This is a genomic window from Rudaea cellulosilytica DSM 22992 (genome assembly GCF_000378125.1).
Lineage (GTDB): Bacteria > Pseudomonadota > Gammaproteobacteria > Xanthomonadales > Rhodanobacteraceae > Rudaea > Rudaea cellulosilytica.
Genome location: NZ_KB899243.1, coordinates 47,586 through 67,036, shown reverse-complemented (window position 1 = coordinate 67,036; position 19,451 = coordinate 47,586). Strand labels below are relative to the sequence as shown.

The 19,451-nt window shown below is 65.7% G+C and carries 18 protein-coding genes; 11 read left to right on the top strand and 7 right to left on the bottom strand.

Annotation, left to right across the window (positions count from 1 at the left end):
* Positions 1-47: 47 nt before the first annotated feature.
* Positions 48-3,140 carry a beta-phosphoglucomutase gene (pgmB, locus tag F455_RS0114735; RefSeq protein WP_018974081.1) on the bottom strand — a complete coding sequence of 1,031 codons (3,093 nt, stop codon included), beginning with the start codon at positions 3,138-3,140 and terminating at the stop codon, positions 48-50.
* Between the two features lie 224 nt (positions 3,141-3,364).
* Between pgmB and F455_RS0114730 the strand changes: the two genes are divergently transcribed.
* Positions 3,365-4,381 carry a LacI family DNA-binding transcriptional regulator gene (locus tag F455_RS0114730; protein WP_018974080.1) on the top strand — a complete coding sequence of 339 codons (1,017 nt, stop codon included), beginning with the start codon at positions 3,365-3,367 and terminating at the stop codon, positions 4,379-4,381.
* A 56-nt stretch (positions 4,382-4,437) separates the two neighbouring features.
* Positions 4,438-5,574, top strand: a complete 1,137-nt coding sequence (locus F455_RS0114725) for an aminotransferase class V-fold PLP-dependent enzyme (protein WP_018974079.1) — start codon at positions 4,438-4,440, stop codon at positions 5,572-5,574.
* A gap of 6 nt (positions 5,575-5,580) precedes the next feature.
* Here F455_RS0114725 and F455_RS0114720 read toward each other — a convergent pair whose 3' ends face one another.
* From F455_RS0114720 to F455_RS0114715, 3 genes are all read right to left on the bottom strand, one after another.
* Complete coding sequence (locus F455_RS0114720; RefSeq protein ID WP_018974078.1) at positions 5,581-6,129, bottom strand: hypothetical protein; 549 nt, start codon at positions 6,127-6,129, stop codon at positions 5,581-5,583.
* A gap of 151 nt (positions 6,130-6,280) precedes the next feature.
* Positions 6,281-6,781, bottom strand: coding sequence for an HNH endonuclease (locus tag F455_RS23655; RefSeq protein WP_033410229.1), 501 nt, complete (start codon positions 6,779-6,781; stop codon positions 6,281-6,283).
* A gap of 175 nt (positions 6,782-6,956) precedes the next feature.
* A complete protein-coding gene (locus F455_RS0114715) occupies positions 6,957-7,403 on the bottom strand; it encodes a DUF2147 domain-containing protein (RefSeq protein WP_018974077.1) in 447 nt (148 codons plus the stop codon).
* A gap of 119 nt (positions 7,404-7,522) precedes the next feature.
* Here F455_RS0114715 and apbC point away from each other — a divergent pair, with 119 nt between their 5' ends.
* From apbC to F455_RS0114675, 9 genes are all read left to right on the top strand, one after another.
* Entirely contained in the window at positions 7,523-8,614 is a 1,092-nt protein-coding gene (gene apbC, locus F455_RS0114710) for an iron-sulfur cluster carrier protein ApbC (RefSeq protein ID WP_018974076.1), read from the top strand.
* An 8-nt stretch (positions 8,615-8,622) separates the two neighbouring features.
* Entirely contained in the window at positions 8,623-8,760 is a 138-nt protein-coding gene (locus F455_RS23025; protein ID WP_157578897.1) for a hypothetical protein, read from the top strand.
* Positions 8,757-9,326, top strand: a complete 570-nt coding sequence (dcd, locus tag F455_RS0114705) for a dCTP deaminase (protein ID WP_018974075.1) — start codon at positions 8,757-8,759, stop codon at positions 9,324-9,326. The genes F455_RS23025 and dcd overlap by 4 nt, the downstream gene beginning before the upstream one ends.
* A gap of 215 nt (positions 9,327-9,541) precedes the next feature.
* Positions 9,542-9,946 (top strand): hypothetical protein, encoded by a 405-nt coding sequence (locus F455_RS0114700; protein ID WP_018974074.1) that lies wholly within the window; start codon positions 9,542-9,544, stop codon positions 9,944-9,946.
* An 86-nt stretch (positions 9,947-10,032) separates the two neighbouring features.
* Positions 10,033-10,485 carry a hypothetical protein gene (locus F455_RS0114695; protein WP_018974073.1) on the top strand — a complete coding sequence of 151 codons (453 nt, stop codon included), beginning with the start codon at positions 10,033-10,035 and terminating at the stop codon, positions 10,483-10,485.
* A gap of 222 nt (positions 10,486-10,707) precedes the next feature.
* Positions 10,708-12,129 carry a TolC family protein gene (locus F455_RS0114690; protein WP_157578895.1) on the top strand — a complete coding sequence of 474 codons (1,422 nt, stop codon included), beginning with the start codon at positions 10,708-10,710 and terminating at the stop codon, positions 12,127-12,129.
* Positions 12,126-13,109: a hypothetical protein gene (locus tag F455_RS0114685; protein ID WP_018974071.1), complete on the top strand. Its 984-nt coding sequence runs from the start codon at positions 12,126-12,128 to the stop codon at positions 13,107-13,109. The genes F455_RS0114690 and F455_RS0114685 overlap by 4 nt, the downstream gene beginning before the upstream one ends.
* A gap of 33 nt (positions 13,110-13,142) precedes the next feature.
* A complete protein-coding gene (locus tag F455_RS0114680; RefSeq protein ID WP_018974070.1) occupies positions 13,143-16,205 on the top strand; it encodes an efflux RND transporter permease subunit in 3,063 nt (1,020 codons plus the stop codon).
* 158 nt (positions 16,206-16,363) lie between these two features.
* On the top strand, positions 16,364-16,891 hold the full coding sequence (locus F455_RS0114675) for an SRPBCC family protein (protein ID WP_018974069.1): 528 nt from the start codon (positions 16,364-16,366) through the stop codon (positions 16,889-16,891).
* Positions 16,892-17,066: 175 nt separating this feature from the next.
* On the opposite strand, the gene pcp is transcribed toward F455_RS0114675, so the two are convergent.
* From pcp to F455_RS21040, 3 genes are read right to left on the bottom strand one after another with little or no spacing between them, the layout of a single operon-like run.
* Positions 17,067-17,744 carry a pyroglutamyl-peptidase I gene (gene pcp, locus F455_RS0114670; protein WP_018974068.1) on the bottom strand — a complete coding sequence of 226 codons (678 nt, stop codon included), beginning with the start codon at positions 17,742-17,744 and terminating at the stop codon, positions 17,067-17,069.
* Positions 17,741-18,706 (bottom strand): DUF979 domain-containing protein, encoded by a 966-nt coding sequence (locus F455_RS0114665; protein ID WP_018974067.1) that lies wholly within the window; start codon positions 18,704-18,706, stop codon positions 17,741-17,743. The genes pcp and F455_RS0114665 overlap by 4 nt, the downstream gene beginning before the upstream one ends.
* Positions 18,703-19,422, bottom strand: coding sequence for a DUF969 domain-containing protein (locus F455_RS21040; protein ID WP_018974066.1), 720 nt, complete (start codon positions 19,420-19,422; stop codon positions 18,703-18,705). Before F455_RS21040 ends, F455_RS0114665 begins: the two co-directional genes overlap by 4 nt.
* Positions 19,423-19,451: the final 29 nt, after the last annotated feature.

Here is a 19,451-nt window from a genome sequence, read left to right as displayed (position 1 = left end):
TGTTGTTACCCTCAGCCCGCGAATTCTGCGTTGCGGGTCTGCGGCGGTCAGGTCTTTGCAGCTCGGTCTTCCCTGTTTTTTTTGCTAACGAATTTCGCCAGATCGAATTGAGTGAGGTCGGGCAACACCGCGTCGGCCTCGTGCAGCACGCGCGCGTCGCCGATGCCCAGGGCGGCCATGCCGGCGGCCTTGATCGCGGCCACGCCGGCCTGCGCATCCTCGATGCCGAGGCAGTCCGCCGGGGCGACGCCGAGCGCCTGCGCGGCGCGTACGAAGATTTCCGGATCGGGCTTGGCGCGCGCGATCGTGGCCGAGTCGACAACGTGGTCGAACAGGTCGGCCACGCCCATGCGCTCGACGAGCTCTCCCGCGCTGCGGCTTGCGGAGGCCAGCGCGATTTTCAGTCCTGCGGCGCGCGCGGCCTTCAGCGCGGCGAGCGCGCCGGGCAGCAAGTCGTTCGCGGAGAACGTCGCGATCGCGGCGCGGTAGTAGCCGTTCTTGCGATCGGCCAGTTCGCGCTTCTGCGCATCCGTATACTTTTTCGCCGCATCGCCGAGCACGATCTCGAGCGAGGCCATACGGTCGACGCCCTTGAGTTTCTCGCCGATCGCCTCGTTCCAGGGCAGGCCGAGTTCGCCGGCGAGGCGTTTCCACGCGGCGTGGTGCAGGTGCGCGGTATCGGCGAGCACGCCATCGAGGTCGAAGATCAAGGCCTGGAATGAGCGGGCAACGGCGGAATCGGCATTCGCGCGACCGCTGCGCCCGAGTGCGAGTGTTTGCGCGTTGCCGGTCGCGATGTTGGCGCGCTCGCCGCCGTGGACGATGTCGAGCGATGCGCCCGTGGCCAACGTGTAAGTTACCCCGTTCGCATCGACGGCCACCTTGAGTTTGCGCCCCTGCCAGACCAGGCCGAAACGATAGCCACGCCAGCCGGGAGGCAGGATCGGATCGAAATGCAGCATGCCTTCGCGCACGCGCAGGCCGCCGAAGCCCCATGCCAGGCCGAGCCAGCTTCCGGCCATCGCCGCCATGTGCGCGCCATGGCTGGTGTTGCCATGCAGATCGTCGAGGTCGATGCGCAGGTTCTCGTGAAAGTATTCCTGTGCCTTGTCCGCGTTGCCCAACTCCGCAGCGAGAATGCCGAACGTCGACGGCGACAGGGTCGAGTCGTGCACCGTGATCGCTTCGTAATAGTCGAAGCTGCGCCGCTTGACCGCCGCATCGACGTGCGCGGAATCGGTGAGGACGAACGCGAGCAGCGCATCCGCTTGCTTGCACACCTGATAGCGGTACAAGTTCAATGGGTGGTTATGCATCAGCAGCGGAAATTTTTCCGCAGGCGTGCCGGCGATGTCCCAGCGCGGCTTGTCGAGGAAGGTGTCGTCCTGGGCGACGATGCCGAGTTTTTCGTCGTAGGGCAGATACATCGCCTCGGCGGCGCGCGACCATGCGTCGACTTCGGATTCGCCGAGCCTGAGCTTGCGCGCGAGCGCTGCATGGGCATCCGGCGCTTCGGCGGCGAGCTCGCGCACGACGGCGACGGTGAAGCGCAGGTGTTCCTGCGCCATGCGATTGGTGTAGTAATTGTTGTCGACGAGCGCGGTGTATTCGTCCGGACCAGTCACCGCGCAGATGCAGAACGCGCCGTCACGGCGCGGGTTGAAGAAGCCGATCTCGAGCCAGATGCGCGCGGTTTCGATCAGGACTTCCGCACCCATTTCGACAAGGAATGCTTTGTCGTCCGTGGCCTCTAGGTAAAGGCGCATGGCGAAAGCGATCGCCGCGTTGATATGGTATTGCGCCGAACCCGAAGGATAGTGTCCCGAACACTCGTCGCCGGCGATCGTGCGCCACGGATACAGCGCGCCGCGCGCCTGGCCCATTTCGCGCGCGTGCATGCGCGCGCGTTCGAGTGTGCGATAGCGCCAGACCAGGCTCGGCTTCACCAGTTGCGGCGCGGTGAACGCGAGTACCGGCAGGACAAAGGTTTCCGAGTCCCAGAATACGTGGCCTTCGTAGCCTTCGCCGGTCAGGCCTTTGGCCGCAATGCCGCCGTGGCCGTCGCGGTTCGCCGACTGGAACAGGTGAAACAGATTGAAGGCGAGCGCTTGCGCGTCGCCGTTGCCGGCGGCGGAATCGATCGCGATGTCCGCGTCGTTCCAAAATGCGGCAAAGTCGGCCGCCTGCGCGCGTGCGAGCGCATCGAAGCCCTGTGCCATCGCTGCGTCGAGCCTGCTTTGTGCGGATTTATACAATGCCGCATCGGTTTCAGCGCCGCCGGGCTGGGTCCACGCGTAGGCGACATATTTCTCGATCGTGATCTCGGTGCCCGCTGCGAGTTGCGTGGCGTAGCGCTGGCGGGCGCTGCCGGCATCGGCTGCGGCGTCGGCGAACGCGGCGCCGGCGACGCGCTGGCGTTGCACGCAGACGACACCGATCGCGCTGGCGCGCGTGTGCTGGGCGAGGCGCGCCTCGTGCGCATCGGCCGCTGCATCGGCGATCTGCATGGCGAGGCCGGCGCCGGTGCCGAAACGCGGATCGTCGCCTTGTGCCGCGGCGGCGACATTGCCGACGATGGCCGATTCGAGCGTGACCGGACCCGTGTAGTCGAGCGAGCGCAGTGTCCAACGGATGCAGAGCAGGCCCGGATGCGCGAACGGCACGATGCGTTGTGCCTTCACCTCGAATGTCGCGCCGTTCTTGCTGCGGAATGCGATGCTGCGCGACAACATGCCGGCGCGCAGGTCGAGCGTGCGCTCGAATGCGAGTACTTCGCCATGCGCGGGATCGGCGGCCACGTCGTCGACAAGAATGCGGATCGCGGTCGCATCGGCCACCGGCACGCGCGTGTCGGTCGTGCGCGCGAAGCCGTGGTGGCGCTCGTGATAGTGGATCGCGCTGCGTTCCCAGACGCCGGCAAGGAAGCTGCCTTGCGTCGCGCTGGCCGATTCCTCGAGGCCACCGCGCACGCCGAGCGCACCGTCGGCGAGCGCGAACAGGGTTTCGTCGCGCGCGGCCTGTGCCGGCAGCCATTGCGTTTGCACGATGCGCAGCGCACCCGTGGCGGGCAAGGCATCACCGGCGGCTGTTTCCGTGGCCGGGCGCGCAGGCAAATGCGCAGCGGACTGGTGCAATGGCATCCGATCTCCCTCGGTGTCGCCCGGCCCGCGCGCTGCTGCGCGTCTGTCACCGGACGGCTACTCGGGGCGCACGCTAACATCGAATGTTATCGATATCAAGATACCGATACCAGTTGCTGCGAATGCACATATCGACGGCGGTCACGCAATGGACGGCGCAGCGACGAAACGCGACACTAGAAGCCCGGACTCGGCAATGCCGACCGCACGGCCCGATTCACCGCATGCCCAAATCCCGACGCAACGACAAGGCTGCCGCCGCGCCCGAGGGCGCGTTGACGATGGCCGATCTCGCCCGGCTGGCCGGGGTATCGAAAATCACCGTCTCGCGCGCGCTCAGCGAAAACGGCATCGTCGCCGCGGGCACGCGCGACAAGGTGCGCGCGCTCGCCGCCGAGCACGGCTACAAGCTCAACGTCAGCGCGCGCAACCTGCGCTTGCGCCAGAGCCACACGATCGCGGTCATCGTCGAGATGAAGCCGAGCGTCAACCGGCCGATGTCCGATCCGTATCCGCTCGAACTGCTTGGCGGCATCGCCCAGGAACTCGCCACGGCAAACTACAGCGTGCTGCTGACCACGCGCCCCGGTGCGCTTGCGCCGGCCGTGCAGGCGGCCGATGCGGTGATCCTGCTCGGCCAGGGCGCCAGGCAGCAGGCGGTACATCTGTTCGACCGCCTGCGCCTGCCGATGGTGGTGTGGGGCGCGCCGGGCGCGGACGAGGCACACGTCGTCGTCGGCAGCGACAACCGTCAGGGCGGAGCGAGTGCCGCCGAACGTTTCGTCGCGCTCGGCCGCCATCATCCGGTGTTTCTCGGCGACACCGATCACGCCGAGATGGCCGAACGCCACGCCGGGTTCGTCAAGCACCTGAAGACGCACGGCATTGCGCCGATCATCATCGACCACAAGGCGTTCACGGCCGAGTCGGGATTCGAGGCCGTAGCCGGGTTGCTGCGCAAAAAGACGCGCTTCGACGCCGTGTTCGCGATCAACGACCTGCTCGCGATGGGTGCCGTGCGCGCGCTGATCGAAGCCGGACTGCGCGTGCCCGAGGACGTGACCGTGATCGGCTACGACGACACGCCGCTCGGCGCCGCCTTCATCCCGCCGCTGACCTCGGTGCACCAGAATTGGCACGAAGGTGGCGTGCTGCTTGCGCGCAAGGCGCTGGCGTTGTTCCGTGGCGAGAAAGTCACGTCGGAAACGTTGCCGAGCCGGCTCGTCGTACGCACGACGTGACTGGCGGAGAATCTGTACAACAGAATCTGCACGCCCCTTGCAACCACGGAGGTCTCATGCCCGGCCTGCTTCCCGATGTCGATCCCGACGGCCTGCTCGAATTTTCGGTCGTCTATACCGATCGCGCGCTCAACCACATGTCCAAGCGTTTCGTCGGTGCGATGCAGGACATCCTCGGCATGCTCAAGTCGGTCTACGCCGCGCACAACGCGGTCATCGTGCCCGGGAGCGGCAGCTTCGGCATGGAGGCGGTTGCGCGCCAGTTCGGCAATCGCGAAAAAGTGCTGATTGTGCGCAACGGCTGGTTCAGCTACCGCTGGAGCCAGATCTTCGATGCCGGCGGTTTCGGCGCCGGCGCGATCGTGTGCAAGGCACGCCAGCTGACCGACGCCGCGCAGGCGCCATGGGCGCCGTGCCCCGCGGACGAGGTCGCCGCCACGATACGCGCGGAAAAACCCAGGCTCGTATTCGCGCCGCATGTGGAAACCGCCAGCGGCATCCTCCTGCCCGACGACTACCTGCGTACCGTGTCCGCTGCCGCGCGCGAGGTCGGCGCCCTGTTCGTGCTCGATTGCATCGCCTCGGGCGCGGTCTGGGTCGACATGCAGGCGACCGGCGTCGACGTGCTGATCAGCGCGCCGCAGAAGGGTTGGAGCAGCACGCCGTGTTGCGCGATGGTGATGCTCGGCGAGCGCGCGCGCGCGGCGATCGAAAGCACCACGAGCAACAGCTTCGCCTGCGACTTGAAGAAGTGGATGCAGATCGCCGAGGGCTACGAAAAGGGCCAGCACGCCTATCACGCGACCATGCCGACCGATGGCCTCGTGCGCCTGCGCGATGCGATGCGCGAGACGCTGGCCTGGGGCCTCGCGCCCGCGCGCGCGGCGCAGTTCGAACTCGGTGCGAAGGTGCGCGCCTTGCTCGAATCGCGCGGCTTTCCGAGCGTCGCGGCGAAAGGATTCGAGGCGCCCGGCGTCGTCGTCAGCTACACCACCGACCCCGGCATACAGAATGCGAAGAAGTTCATCGAGGCAGGTGTGCAGACCGCCTCCGGCGTGCCCCTGCAATGCGGCGAGCGCGCCGACTTCATGAGCTTTCGCATCGGCCTGTTCGGCCTCGACAAGCTGCACCACGTCGATCGTACCGTGGCGCAGCTTGCGGCTGCGCTCGATCGCGTCGCGGCAGCTGCGTAGCAGCGCTTACCTCACGCCTGCTGCCGTGTCCGGAGCAGTGGGCAATGTATAAGCCGCATAGGCATTCGAGCTTGGCGCTTCGTTGATGACGGCGGCAATGAGGCCGTTGAATTCTTCCGTGTACCAGTGTTTGCGCGTATTCCACCACGCCTGCACTCCGGGATAGCCCACCACATCCTGTATCTGTCGCCTGACGGATTGCCAGAACTGCGGCGGCATGGCGCCATCCGTATAGTGAAAGTAGATTCCGTCCCAGTAACGGAATACGCGCATCAGATAGGCCCCGAAACGCAGACGCGATACCGGATCGAGCGACTCGAAAGACGTCAGTCCGCGCAGATAGATCGCGCCGAAATCCGCGCTCTCGTTGATCGTGCGGATGAGTTCGATCTGCTGCTGGCTATGCAAATCGAGTGACGCACGGCGATTGGCCCGGTTTTGCTCGCGGACCTGCATGGCCAGGTAGAACAATGTCGGAATGAGACCGCATGCCGCGGCGACCTGGCCGATTGCACCAACGACTTGCCCGATTGCACCGACTTCTTCCCAGTTCATGGTGAACCTCGGAATCCGCGCCTACATGGAATCTATCGCAAACGTGACAGGCGAAGGAAGTTCGTAAGCGGTACAACTTCAAGACGCCGAGGGCAGTGTTCGCTCGGTCCCGTTAGGTGTTGCACTTAGAAGTTGAATCTAGAAGTTGAATCTAGACATCAGCGCGGGCCCGCTGATCAACCTGACGCAACACCCACGCTACAGTTGCCGGATTTATCTTTCCTTGGCCCCAGTGCTTGCTGGTCCGCGGAAATAGCTCCTTCAATAGATCGGATGCCTTTTGAAGAAGCTCATCGCTATGAGTGATGCCAGCGAATGGTTTCTCGCGAAAGATGAACTCGTACTCGCGAAAACCTCGTTCTTGCCAGTAAGTGCCATAACAAGCGACTGCATGAGCGCGCAGCCAGACCCACATAAACTCTGTGTCAGCGACATTGGGTGCCTCAGCATGACACTGAGCACATAGAAGCACGAGGTTGCCGGGGCTTTCATCTCCCCCAAGCGCTCGCGGAACAATGTGACAACGTTGAAGCATGCGCTTGTGCGCACAGCGCCAGCAAAGCTTCTCGGCTTCTGACCAGTCGACGGATAGGCCGCACTCGTCTTGGTGTTGTGCCCAATAGTCAACAATCTCGCGATGACTCGTGAACATAATGCCTAACTACATATTCGGTTTCAAAATGCCACGTAATCCCGCAGCCTAATTCGGTGTGCGGGGGATGCGAGGCACTTCTTGTCTTTGAAAAATCTCGCGGGTTGCCGGTCGTGCAGCCCAATCCTGCAGCCTATTCTTCGAGCATTGCCGACGATTCGCTGCGCTGTATCGATCAGGGCGACACGCGCTCCCACACCTGGGTGCGGCCGAGCAGCGAGAATCCCTTGAAGCCGCGCACCTGCAGGGTCTTGCCGTCGGCGTCGGGGGTGAGCTTGCAGCCGTAGGTCTTGCCGTTCTTCGGGTCGAGGATGGTGCCGCCGTCCCACACGTCGCCGTCCTTCTTCATGCCCCAGATGATGGTCATGCCGATGACCGGCTTGTCCTTGCGTTCGCCGTCGCACTGGTCGCAGACCGGGTTCGGGCCCTTGTCAGACTGCAGCAGTTCCTTGATCTTGCCGATCACCTCGCCGTTGACTTCGCTGATCTCGACGATCGACTTCGGTTTTTTCGTCTCGTCGTCGATCGTGCGCCAGGTGCCGACCGGCGAAGCATCGGCGGCGAACGCCGAGCTCGCACAGAACGTGGCGACGGCGGCGAAGAGGAAAGTGTACGAACGCATGGCGACTCCCTGGTTTGTTGTGTGGCGGTGTGCGGATCGGAAAACGACGCGGCGCGGATCAATACGGACCCGCATAGTTGGCTACAATGGCGATCCTATCCAAGTTTCACGAGTTGTCCATGACGCAAAGCATCAAGGAGTCGGCTGAGCGCCTCGTCGGCGCCATCTTCGATCCGCATACCGGCAGGACGCTGGCCGAGAGCGGGGCGCTCAAGGGCATAGGCGCCGACGGCGCCAAGGTCGCGGTCGACATCGTGCTCGGCTATCCGGCCAAGACCTGGGAAGCCGCACTCGCGCTGCAGGTGCGCGACGCGCTCAAGGCCGATCCCGCGATCGAGTCGGTTGCGATCGGCATCTCCTCGCGCGTGCATGCGCACAAGGTGCAGAACGAGCTGACGCCGTTGCCGCATGTGAAGAACATCCTTGCGGTGGCGTCCGGCAAGGGTGGCGTCGGCAAGTCGACGACGGCGGCGAACCTCGCCCTCGCACTTGCCGCCGAAGGCGCCAAGGTCGGCCTGCTCGACGCCGACATCTACGGCCCGAGCATCCCGCGCATGATGGGTGTTTCGGGCAAGCCCGATTCCAAGGACGGCAAGACGATCGAGGCGAAAATCGCGCACGGCGTGCAGACCATGTCGATCGGCTTCCTGATCGAAGAAGACACACCGATGATCTGGCGCGGGCCGATGGTCACGCAGGCGCTGACGCAACTGCTCAACGACACGAACTGGGCCGATCTCGATTACCTCGTCATCGACCTGCCGCCGGGCACGGGCGACATCCAACTGACCCTGTGTCAGAAGGTGCCAGTGTCGGGCGCGCTCATCGTGACGACGCCGCAGGACATCGCCACGCTCGATGCGAAGAAGGCGCTGAAGATGTTCGAGAAGGTCAACGTGCCGGTGCTCGGCATCATCGAGAACATGGCGCTGCATACCTGCACGAATTGCGGTCAGACCGAACACATTTTCGGCGCGGGCGGCGGCTCGGCGATGGCGGCACAATACAACGTGCCGCTGCTTGGTTCGCTGCCGCTCGACATCCACATCCGCGAGCAGGCCGACAGCGGCACGCCGACGGTGGCGGCCGAGCCGAACGGCGCACTCGCGCAGGCCTACGCCGAGATTGCGCGCAAAGCCGCGGCACAGCTGAGTCTGCGCACACGCAGCAAGGCAATGGGGTTTCCGAAGATCGTCGTGCAGAACACGTGAGCCCAGGCATGGCTCTTCGTCTCTGCGGCTGCACGGTCGCGGACGTGCTGGTGGACGCCGCCCGTCGCGACGAGGTCGCAGCAGCGCTGCGCCTGCCGGCGCGCGCGGTTATACTCTCGGCCCCTTTTCCCATCCTCAGCGCATGAGCATCAAATCCGATCGTTGGATCCGCCGCATGGCGGAAAAGCACGGCATGATCGAACCGTTCGAGCCGGGCCAGGTGCGGGTCAACGCGTCGGGCGGCAAACTGATTTCCTACGGCACTTCCAGCTACGGCTACGACGTGCGCTGCGCCGACGAATTCAAGGTGTTCACCAACATCAACTCGACGATCGTCGATCCCAAACATTTCGATGCGCGCAGCTTCGTCGACGTCAAGGCGGCCGAGTGCATCATCCCGCCGAATTCGTTCGCGCTGGCGCGCACGGTGGAGTATTTCCGCATCCCGCGCAGCGTGCTGACGGTATGCCTGGGCAAGAGCACGTATGCGCGCTGCGGCATCATCGTCAACGTCACCCCACTCGAACCGGAGTGGGAAGGCCACGTCACCCTCGAGTTTTCCAACACCACGCCGTTGCCGGCGCGCATCTACGCGAACGAAGGCGTAGCGCAGATGCTGTTCTTCGAATCCGACGAGGTTTGTGAGGTAAGCTATGCCGATCGCGGCGGCAAGTATCAGGGTCAGACAGGAGTCACCTTGCCGCAGGCATGATTGGAACCTGCCTCAAAACTACTGCGCTCGGCATCTCGCGTGCCGGCGGTGCTCGGAATCCTCACATACTCAACGTATGCTCCGGTTCCTGCGCTCCGGCGTCCCGCGACCCGCCTTCGCTCGCGACGTTTTGAGACAGGTTCCGGCCAGAGTATTGTCAGTTGCGTCCGCTAGGATAGGACACTGACCCAATGAATTCGAGGCACGCAGGACACATGCACAACATCACTTTCGCTCGCCGTTTCCAGCTCGTGTTGCTCGCGTTGTTGCTGGCCGCGCTTGCCGCGTGCGGGCGCGACAACATCAAGGAAGGCACCTCCGAGCCGACCGTTTCGCCGCAGCAGTACGATCTCGTCGTGCGTGCCGACAAGGACGGTCAGTTCGACCTCGACGGCGCTACGCTCGACACGCAGACACTGCGGGACCACATCCGCTACCGCAATGACGCCGGCTCGCCGGTGCGCACGATCCTGCTCAAGCGTGGCGAGAAGCAGAAAGTCACCAACCAGCAGGTCGCCGGCCTGGCCGGTATCGCGCGCGACCTCAAGGTCGAGGCCTATGTGCTCGACAACGACGAGCGGCTCAAGATCATCCAGATTGCCGACGACGGCAAGAAGTAACGTGGCGCGGCTTTACCGCGACCGTTTGCTAGCAAACCGCGGCAGCGGGCCCGGTTTGCAATGAATTTTTTCTACGGGAGATAACCATGCGTCGTTCCAACACAATTCTGGCTGCGTTGCTCGGCCTCGCCCTGGTCGCAACCGCTTCGGCGCGCGACATCGAAGATGGCAGGCTGATCATCAAGATCACCAAGGACGGCAAGTATCAGGTCGGCGATGCGCTGACCGTGGACAAGGTCGGGATGTACGGCGCGGTCGGCAGCTTCTATCAGGAAGGCGTCGACAAGAACAAGCCGCTTAAGGGCATCCTCGTGAAGAAGGCCGAGAAGGCCAACGACGAGCAGAAGCACATGATCTACGTCACCGGCAAGCGCATGTCGCTGCCGGTCTATCTCGACATGGACGGTAAGGAGCAGGTCTACAGCGAACCGGAACCCGCGCCCCCTGCGGCACCGGCGGCAGCCCCCGCCGCCGCACCTGCGGCCGACGCGCAGGCGGCCCCGGCGCCCGCACCGCAGGCCGATCCGAACAAGCACTGAGCTTCGCGTTCAGCAGTCTCCCAAACAGCGCCCGCTCGGGCGCTGTTTGTTTTTGAGTCAGCCGCGAACGTGTTGCAATTCCGGGGCGGCAGTCGCGTCCTCGCGCTGCCCGCTCGGCTTCCGCTAACATCGAGGGCAGAACAAAACGCGAGAGCGGCCCGGACGTTGGCGGCTTCCATTGCGTGGCGCGAGCTTGCGGCGGAGCGGGGAGGTGGCGAAGTCTTGGAATCGACGGATTCGGTCTTCCGGCGCTCGGTGCGTAGCGGCGTTGTCGCGACGTTGCTTTTCCTTGCCGCGTGCGCAAGCTATCAGCCCAAGCCGGTCACGCTCGATGCCAGCGTTGCCGAGTTCGCCGCGCGCCGTTTGGATTCGCCGGAACTTGGCGCGCGCATCGCCGAACTCGTGCCGCAGGCATCGGCATGGCCGCCGCCGCGCTACGATCGCGCAGCGCTGCTGAGCGCCGCGCTCGCGGCCAATCCCAAGCTCGCAGTCGCGCGCGCGCAGACGCGCGCGGCGCGCGCGCGCGAGGACGCGGCGGCGCAGCCAGCCAATCCCGGATTGACCCTGCAAAGCGAATACGCGCGCCACGATCCGCATCCGTGGTTGTACGGTTTCGCACTCGATCTCGACCTGCGTTCCCCCGACCTCAAGCGCGCCGAACGCGAGCTGGCCGCACTCGGCACGCGCAACGCGCAGTGGCAATGGCTCGATCAGGTGTGGGCGCTGCGCCGCGATCTGGTCGCGGCGTTTTCGGCGAGCGAGTCCGCACAGCGGCGCGTCGATCTGCTCGACCGCCTCGCCGCCGTCCAGGACCGTCTTGTCGCGATCGAACAACATCGAGTCGCCGCCGGCGAGGATGCTCCGGCGGAACTGTTGACGCTGCGCCAGTCGCGCAGCGAAACCGCGCAGCAGCAGGCGCAGGCGCGCGCCGAAGCCGCCGCGGCGCAGGCGAGCCTTGCCGCGGCGATCGGTGTGCCGGTGCAGGCGCTGGACACAACCGTGCTGTCTTGGCCGGAATGGGGCGCACCGCCGGATGCCGATGCGAGGCTGCTCGGCGCGGCGCGCGAACAGGCGCTGCTGTCGCGTTCGGATCTTGCTGCCGCGGTTGGCGACTACGCGCAAAGCGAAAACAAGCTGCACCAGGCCGTGTTGCGTCAGTATCCGCAGTTGCGCCTGTCGCCCGGCTATTACTGGGATCACGGCGTAAGCAAATTCCCGTTCGATCTCGGTTTCAGTCTGCCGATGTTCAACCGCGCCGAGATTCGCTCGGCACAGGCCGAGCGCGATGTCGCCGGCGAGCGTCTGCTCGCGCTGCAGGCGCAGATCTACGGCGAGGTCGCCGCGGCTGAGCGTGCCGAGGACGGCGCACGCGCCAGCGCGCAGGCCGCGGCAAAAAATCTCGGCGACGCGCACGAGCGGCGGCGCCAGGCCGAAGTCGGCCAGCGCCTCGGCGTGCTCGGCAGCGAAGAGCTGGCCGCCGCGCAGGCGCTTGAACTGCGCGGCGAAATCGATGCCCTGCAAGCGCGCGCACAATGGCAAGCCGCGCGCGACGCGCTCGAGGATGCGCTGCATGCGCCTCTTTCCGGGCCGGAACTCGACCTCGCGCACACGTTGCCTTCGCTGGCGGAAAAGGAGGAACGATGAGACACGTTTCGAGGCAAGCGCGAACGATCGCCTGCGCACTCTGCCTGCTGGCTGCGGCCGCGGCGCTTGCCGACGACGATGATGCACAGGACAAGGGCGGCCATGCGGACAAGGCCAATCCGCTCGCGCTGACCGCTCAGCAACAGCGCGCCGTCGGTATCGTCACCGCGCGCGCGGCGCAGACGACGGCAAACGAACGCGTGGCGGCGATCGGTCTCGTACTCGATTCCGCGGTGCTGGCCGCCGAATCAGGTGAAGCCGAAAGCAGCCGCAGTGCCGCGCAGGCTGCCGACGCCGAAGTCGCGCGTCTGCGTGGTCTGGCCGCGGCCGGCGCGGCAGCGGCTTCGAAAACGCTCGAAGCGGCGCAGGCGGAAGCCGCGCGGCAGCGCGCGCTGGCCGATGCGGCAGCGGCGAAATTCCGCGCGCATTGGGCAGCACTCGCGGCGTTGCCGCCCGTTGCAAGGCAAAAGACGATCGCTGCGGTGGCATCCGTTGCGCATCTCCTCGTGCGCGCCGAACTGCCGGGGCGGCGCAGTCTCGGCGTGCTGCCCGAACGTGCCGAACTCGACATCGATGGCGTCGTCGTGCCCGCGCGCGTGCTCGGCCCGGCCGCGACGACGCCTGAAGCGCAAGGCACAGGCGTGCTGCTCGAAGTCGATGCGCCGCCGGCGGGGCTCGGTGCCGGTGCGCGCGTGCCGGCGACGCTGTTCGCTACGGCGCGCAAAGGCTTCGTGCTGCCGCGCGGTGCGCTGTTCTACGGCAGCGACGGCGCCTATGTCTTCAAGCGCCTCGCGGCGAAGCCGGGCGCCGACAAGACGAGCTTCGCGCAAGTCAAGGTCAGCTTGCTGATGCCGCACGGCGAGGGCTGGCTCGTCGACGGCATCGACGATGACGACGACATCGTCGTGCAGGGCGCCGGTGCGTTGTTCTCGCTCGCTGGCACGGCCGGCAAGCCGGTGGCAGCAGACGATGACGATTGATCTCATCGGGCACGCCACTCAGCGGAGCGCGACATGCTAGCCGCCATTGTCCGCGCTTCGCTCGCGAACCCACGCATCGTCACCGCGCTGTCGCTGCTGATCGCGGCGTTCGGTCTCGCCGCGTTGCTGCGCGTCGGCTTCGACGTGTTTCCCGATTTCGCACCGCCGCGCGTGCTCGTGCAGACCGAAGCGCCGGGTCTCGACGCGACCCAGGTCGAATCGCTGGTGACGCGACCGCTGGAAAACCTGCTCGCTGGTGCCGAAGGCGTGAAGTCGGTGCGCTCGACGTCGAGCCAGGGCCTGTCGGCGATCAATGTCGTGTTCGAGCGTGCCGGCGATCCGTACCGCCAGCGCCAGGTGGTGACCGAGCGCCTCGCTTCTGCGGCCGGATTGTTGCCCGCGGGCGTCAGCGCGCCGGTGCTCTCGCCGCTGTCGTCGTCGATGGAGTACCTGATCCACTTCGGCTACACGAGCGACAGGCTCGATCCGGTTGCGCTGCGCGATCTCGTGCAGTGGACGGTCAAGCCGCAGATCCTTGCCGTGCCCGGCGTTGCGCAGGCGCAGGTTTTCGGCGGTGCGTCGCGCGAGCGCCAGGTGATCGTCGATCCGCTCAAGCTTGCGGCGAGCGGCTTCACCCTCGACGATGTGGCCGAAGCGACGCGGCGCGCGACCGCGCTCGTCGGCGGCGGCTACGTCGAGACCGACAGCCAGCGCATCGTGCTCAAGGCGGTGAGTCCGGGCGCCAGCGTCGAGGCGCTCGCGTTCGCGCTGATCGGCACGCGTGCCGGCGCGCCGGTGCGGCTCGGCGACGTCGCCCAGGTTCGCGACGGTGCCGAACCGCGTTTCGGCGATGCGATCATCGGCAACAAGCCCGGTATTCTGATCGAGACCTCGACGCAATATGGCGCGAACACGCTCGATGTCACGCGCGCGCTCGAGGCACGCCTCGATGCGCTCGCGCCGGGGCTGAAGAAGCTCGGCGTCGACTATCATCCCGCGTTGCTGCGACCGGCCAGCTTCATCGAAAGCGCGATCGCCAAGCTGCGCCAGTCGTTGCTCGTCGGCGCGGCGCTCGTCGTCGCGTTGTTGCTCGTCATGCTGCGCGACTGGCGCGGCGCGCTGGTATCGTTCAGCGCGATTCCGCTCGCCCTGCTGACCACGGTCTGGCTGCTCGAAGCGTTCGGCTTCAGCCTCAACACGATGACGCTCGGCGGCCTCGTCGTCGCACTCGGTGTCGTCGTCGATGATGCGGTGATCGACGTGGAGAACATCCTGCGCCGCCGGCGCGAGGCGCAGGGCGACGACATCGACATCGGCCGGCTCATGATCGAAGCCTCGCTCGAAGTGCGCACACCGGTGTTCTATGCGACCGCGGCCGTCGCGGTCGCGTTCCTGCCGATCCTCGCGATGACCGGCATCCAGGGCGCGTTCTTCCGGCCGCTGTCGATCGCGTTTCTGCTCGCGGTCGCGCTGTCGCTGCTCGTCGCGATGAGTGCGACGCCGGCGTTGTGCGTGCTGACGATGGGCAAGCACAAGCCGCATGGCGAGGCCGGCTTTCTCGCGCATTGCAAGCGTTGGCAGGCGCGTGTCATTGGCGCGTTCGGTGCGCATCCGCGCGCGATCTGGGCCGTATTGATCGCGAGCGGCGTGATCGGCGCGCTCGCGCTGCCGTTATTCGGTGCGCGCCTGTTGCCGGACTTTCGCGAGAACTATCTGATCGCGCACGCCGGCCTGCGTCCGGGCGTGTCGATTGCCGAGACCGCGCGCATCGGCCTTGCGATTTCGCGCGATCTCTCCGCGATTCTCGGCGTGAAGAGCGTCGCCGAGCAGATCGGCCGCGCCGAAAACGGCCAGGATCCGGATACGCCCGATCGCAGCGAGTTCGAAGTGCAGATCGATCCGTCGCAGGGACGCGGCGCCGCCGAGATCGACGCGGCGATCCGCGCGGTATTCGCGAACTATCCAAACCAGCTCGTCGAGATTTACTCGGTGCTCGCCGAGCGCATCGGCGAAACCTTGTCGGGCGATTCGGCGCCGTTCTCGGTCGGCGTCTACGGCAACGACCTCGAACGCAACGACGAGGCCGCCGCGCGCATCGCCGAAGCGCTGCGCGCGCTGCCTGACAGTGGCAATGTGCGTCTGGTCGTGCCGCAGCGGCAAAGCGAACTGCACATCGAACTCAAGCCCGACCAGCTCGCGCTGTACGGATTGCAGGCGAGCGAAGCGCTGGAAACACTGAGTGCCGCGTTCCACGGCAGCATCGTGGCCAATCTCGCCGAGGCCGACCGCAGCATACCGGTCGCGGTGCGCATCGCCGGCGTCAGTGCCGATCCGCAGGCGGTCGGCGGAATGTTGCTGCGCAGCCGCGACGGCGCACTCGTACCGCTGTCGCGCGTGGCGACGCTGACGATGGGCGACGCGCGCAGTGTCGTTCGGCACGAGGACGGCTTGCGCGCGCAGATCGTCGCCGCGACGCCGCGCACGACCGACCAGGCCGGTTTTGCCGAACGCGCACGCGCCGTGATCGCGAAACTCGACCTGCCTGCCGGAACTTATCTGCGTTATGGCGGCGAGGCGCGTGCACAATCCGAAGCGCAGCACGAGTTGTTGCTGCATTCGGCCGCGGCATTCGTGTTGATCGTGCTGCTGCTCGCACTCGCGTTCGGCCATGCGCGGCACGTGGCGCTGGTCCTGCTCGCGCTGCCGAGCACCTTGATCGGTGGCGTTGCCGCGGTCGCGCTGACCGGCGCCACGCTGACACTCGGTTCGATGGTCGGCTTCGTCGCGCTGTTCGGCATGGCCGCGCGCAACACGATCCTGCTCGTGTCGCACTACGATCACCTGGTCGGCGTTGAAGGCAAGACCTGGAATCTCGAGACCGCGATGCAGGGCGCGATCGAGCGCCTGACGCCGGTCGTGCTCACCGCGCTGCTGACCGCGCTCGCATTGCTGCCGGTTGCGCTGCAGATGCATCAGCCCGGGCACGAGATCGAGGGGCCGATGGCGGTCGTGATCCTGGGTGGTCTCGTTTCGTCCACGCTGGTCAGCCTGCTGTTGATTCCACCACTCGCGGCGCGCTGGTTGCGGCCGGGGTAGGGTCGGGTACTCCTGTGCCGGCCGTGCCAGAAACAGGACAGTGTCCCATCGTGCGAGAGCGCCATCGGCGGCGCTGTGCAATATTCGCCCAAGGGGCCGGGTTGCGTTGGGTCCCGCAAACGACAAATCCGATTTCCAGCCATCTCGGGAGGGTAGTCATGCTCAAAATGCAGACGATAGCCGGTGCCATACTTGCCGCAGGCGCAAGCTTCGCTTTCGCCGCCGCACCGGTGCTCAAAGTCACCAAGACGACCACGGTCAACGCACCGGTCGCCAAGGTCTGGGATGCGGTGAAGAATTTCGACGGGCTCAACACCTGGCATCCGGCCGTTGCCAGCGACCAGATCGTCGAGGGCAGCAACAATAAAGTCGGCGCGGTGCGCCTGCTCACGCTCAAGGACGGCGGCACGATCAAGGAAAAACTGCTCGGCTACGATCCGGCACATCACAGCTTCAAGTATGCGATTCTCGAAGGCGTGTTGCCGGTGAGCGACTACACTTCGACGGTCAGCGTCAAGGCGGCTGCGGACGGCAAGTCGGTGGTGACCTGGTCCGGCCAGTTCAAGCGCAAGGACGTCGGCGATCATCCGGCCGCGAACGCGGACGACAAGACCGCGACCGACACGATGGGCGCGGTCTATCAGGCCGGCCTCGACAACCTGGGCAAAGTGCTCGGCGGCGGTTGAGCGGCGACGTGCGGCTGCATTTCCCGCGCGATGCCTAGAACCTATCTCAAAACGTAGCGAGCAAAGACAGTTCGCGTGTCGCCGGAGCGCAGGAACCGGAGTTTACAAGTAGTAAATGAGGATCCGAGCACCGCCGGCGCGCGAAATGTCGAGCGCAGTAGTTTTGAGTTAGGTTCTAGTGCGTCGCCCCGGCGGCGTAGTGCAGATCGTCCTTCGTCGTCAGCGCGGTTTCGAGGCAGAGGCGCAGCGCGGCGATCATCGTGACCAGAGGCATGCTCGCCGTGCCGGGGGAATTCTGCGCCTGCTCCGGCAGAAACGGCACGTGGATGAAACCGCCGCGCACGGCATGTCGCGTGCGGACGAGGCGACGCATCAAGCCGTAGAACACGTGATTGCAGACGAAGCTGCCGGCGCTCTGCGAAAGTTCCGCCGGAATGTTCGCCGCGCGCAAGGCAGACAGCATCGCCTTTACCGGCAAGGTGGAAAAGTAAGCATTTGCCGCATTTTCCACAATGCGCACATCCACGGGCTGAGCGCCGGCATTGTCGGCGATGCGTGCGTCGATCAGGTTGACCGCGATGCGTTCGAGCGAGATGCCGCTGCGGCCGCCGGCCTGGCCAAGCGCGATCACGAGAGCAGGACGATGCTTGCGCAGAAAGGCGTCGAGCGCGGGCAGCGAACGCGCGAATTCGGTCGGCAGCTCGGCGCCGACGATGCGATGGCCGGCGATGGTTTCGCCGTCGAGCGCGCGCGCGATCTCGAACGAGGGGTTGATCGTCTCGCCGCCGAACGGGTCGAAGCCGGTCACGAGTGCGACGGGTTGCGCGATGCGCTTTTTTGCAGCGTGCTTCATCGGAATACCAACACCGCCATGAGAATCACATTGACGACGAGCAGCACCAGCGCGGTCGGCCACTGCGCGCGGATCACCGCGTACTGGTCGCGTAGTTCGAGCAGCACCGCCGGCACGATGTTGAAATTCGCCGCCATCGGCGTCAGCAGCGTGCCGCAGTAGCCGGTCAGCATGCCGAGCGAACCAAGCACGGCGGGCGCCGCGCCGTGCTTGTGCACGAGCAGCGGCAGGCCGATCCCGGCCATCATCACCGGAAACGCGGCGAAGGCATTGCCCATGATCATCGTGAACAACACCATGCCGAGCGCGAATGCGACGAGGCAGGCGATGCGGCTGTCGACGGGAATCACCGCGCCGACGATCGCTGCGACCGCGTCGCCAACGCCGGTCGCCGCGAACACGCCGCCGAGCGTGGCCAGCACCATCGGCAGCAGGGCGACGCAGCCGAGCGTGTCGAGCAGGCGGCGGCCTTCGGCGAGCGCCTGCGTCGCCGGCGCCCGTGTCGTGCGCACGGCGACGATCGCGGCGAGCACGCAGGCGAGGCCGAGCGAGATGAGCGTGGCCTGAGTCGCATCGATCAGCGGAGCGCCTTGCCACGAGAGGCGCGGAAGGGTGAGCACGAGAGCGATGGTCGCGAACGGAATGGTCAGCGCCGGCAGGAAAAGTCTGTTGCCGAGGCGTTCGGCGGAATCGCGGCGCTCACCGTCCGTCGAACCCTGTTTCTGCATGGTGCCGCTCGCTGCGAGCAGGCCCAGAGCGACAACGCCGAGCCCCATCATTTGCGCCGGCCAGCGCACGTGCGCCGCACTCGCGGCCTTGATCGCATCGCCGAAAAGGAACGCGCAGCCGACCAAGGCCCAGAATGTGGCCATAGCCCAGCGCCGCTCGCGCAGGTTGTAGATCGCGCAGAGCACGAGCCAGATGCCCATCAGCCAGTAGATGTACTCAAGGCGCAAGCTCATTTCTGCGCTCGCCCTTGATCGCAAGAGTCAAGAAGCGGCCTTTTTTGGCCACACTTCTCAACAAGAGCTTTCTGAAACCAAACTATGCGCACGGCATGGATCACGAATGCCGCGATCGCGGTCGGCAGCGCCCACAGCGCGATCGACAGCGGATCGAGTTCGATGCCGTTGCGCGCGTAGAACCCCTGGATCAGCAGCACGGCGCCGAAGGCGAGGAACACATCCTCGCCGAAGAAGCGGCCGACGTTGTCGGTGGCCGCGGCGAGCGCATGCACGCGCTCGCGTGCTTCGTCGTCGAGTGCGATGCCGTCGTTGCGCGCGGCCGCTTCGCTCATCGGCGCGACGAGCGGACGCACGGTTTGCGCGTGGCCGGCGAGGTCGATCATGCCGAGCATCGACAGCAACTGGCGTGCGCCAAGATAGGCGATCAACAGGCGCGCGAGCGAGAGATTGCGGAACGAGGCGATCCACGCCTGCGCGCGTTCGCGCAGACCGTAGCGTTCGAGCAGGCCGATCGCGGGCAGGGTCAGCACGAACAGCAGCAGCGCGCGGTTGCTCACGAACGAGTCGCCGATCAGCGCGAGCAGGTCGGCGACGCTCATGCCTGCGGCGAGTCCGCTCGCGACGCCCGCGGCGATCACGACGAGCACCGGATTGCGTTTGAGCGCGAAACCGGCGATCACGACGGCGATGCCGATCAAGGGCCAGTAGTTCATCGAGTGTCCCGGTTCGTTGTTTTTTGCGC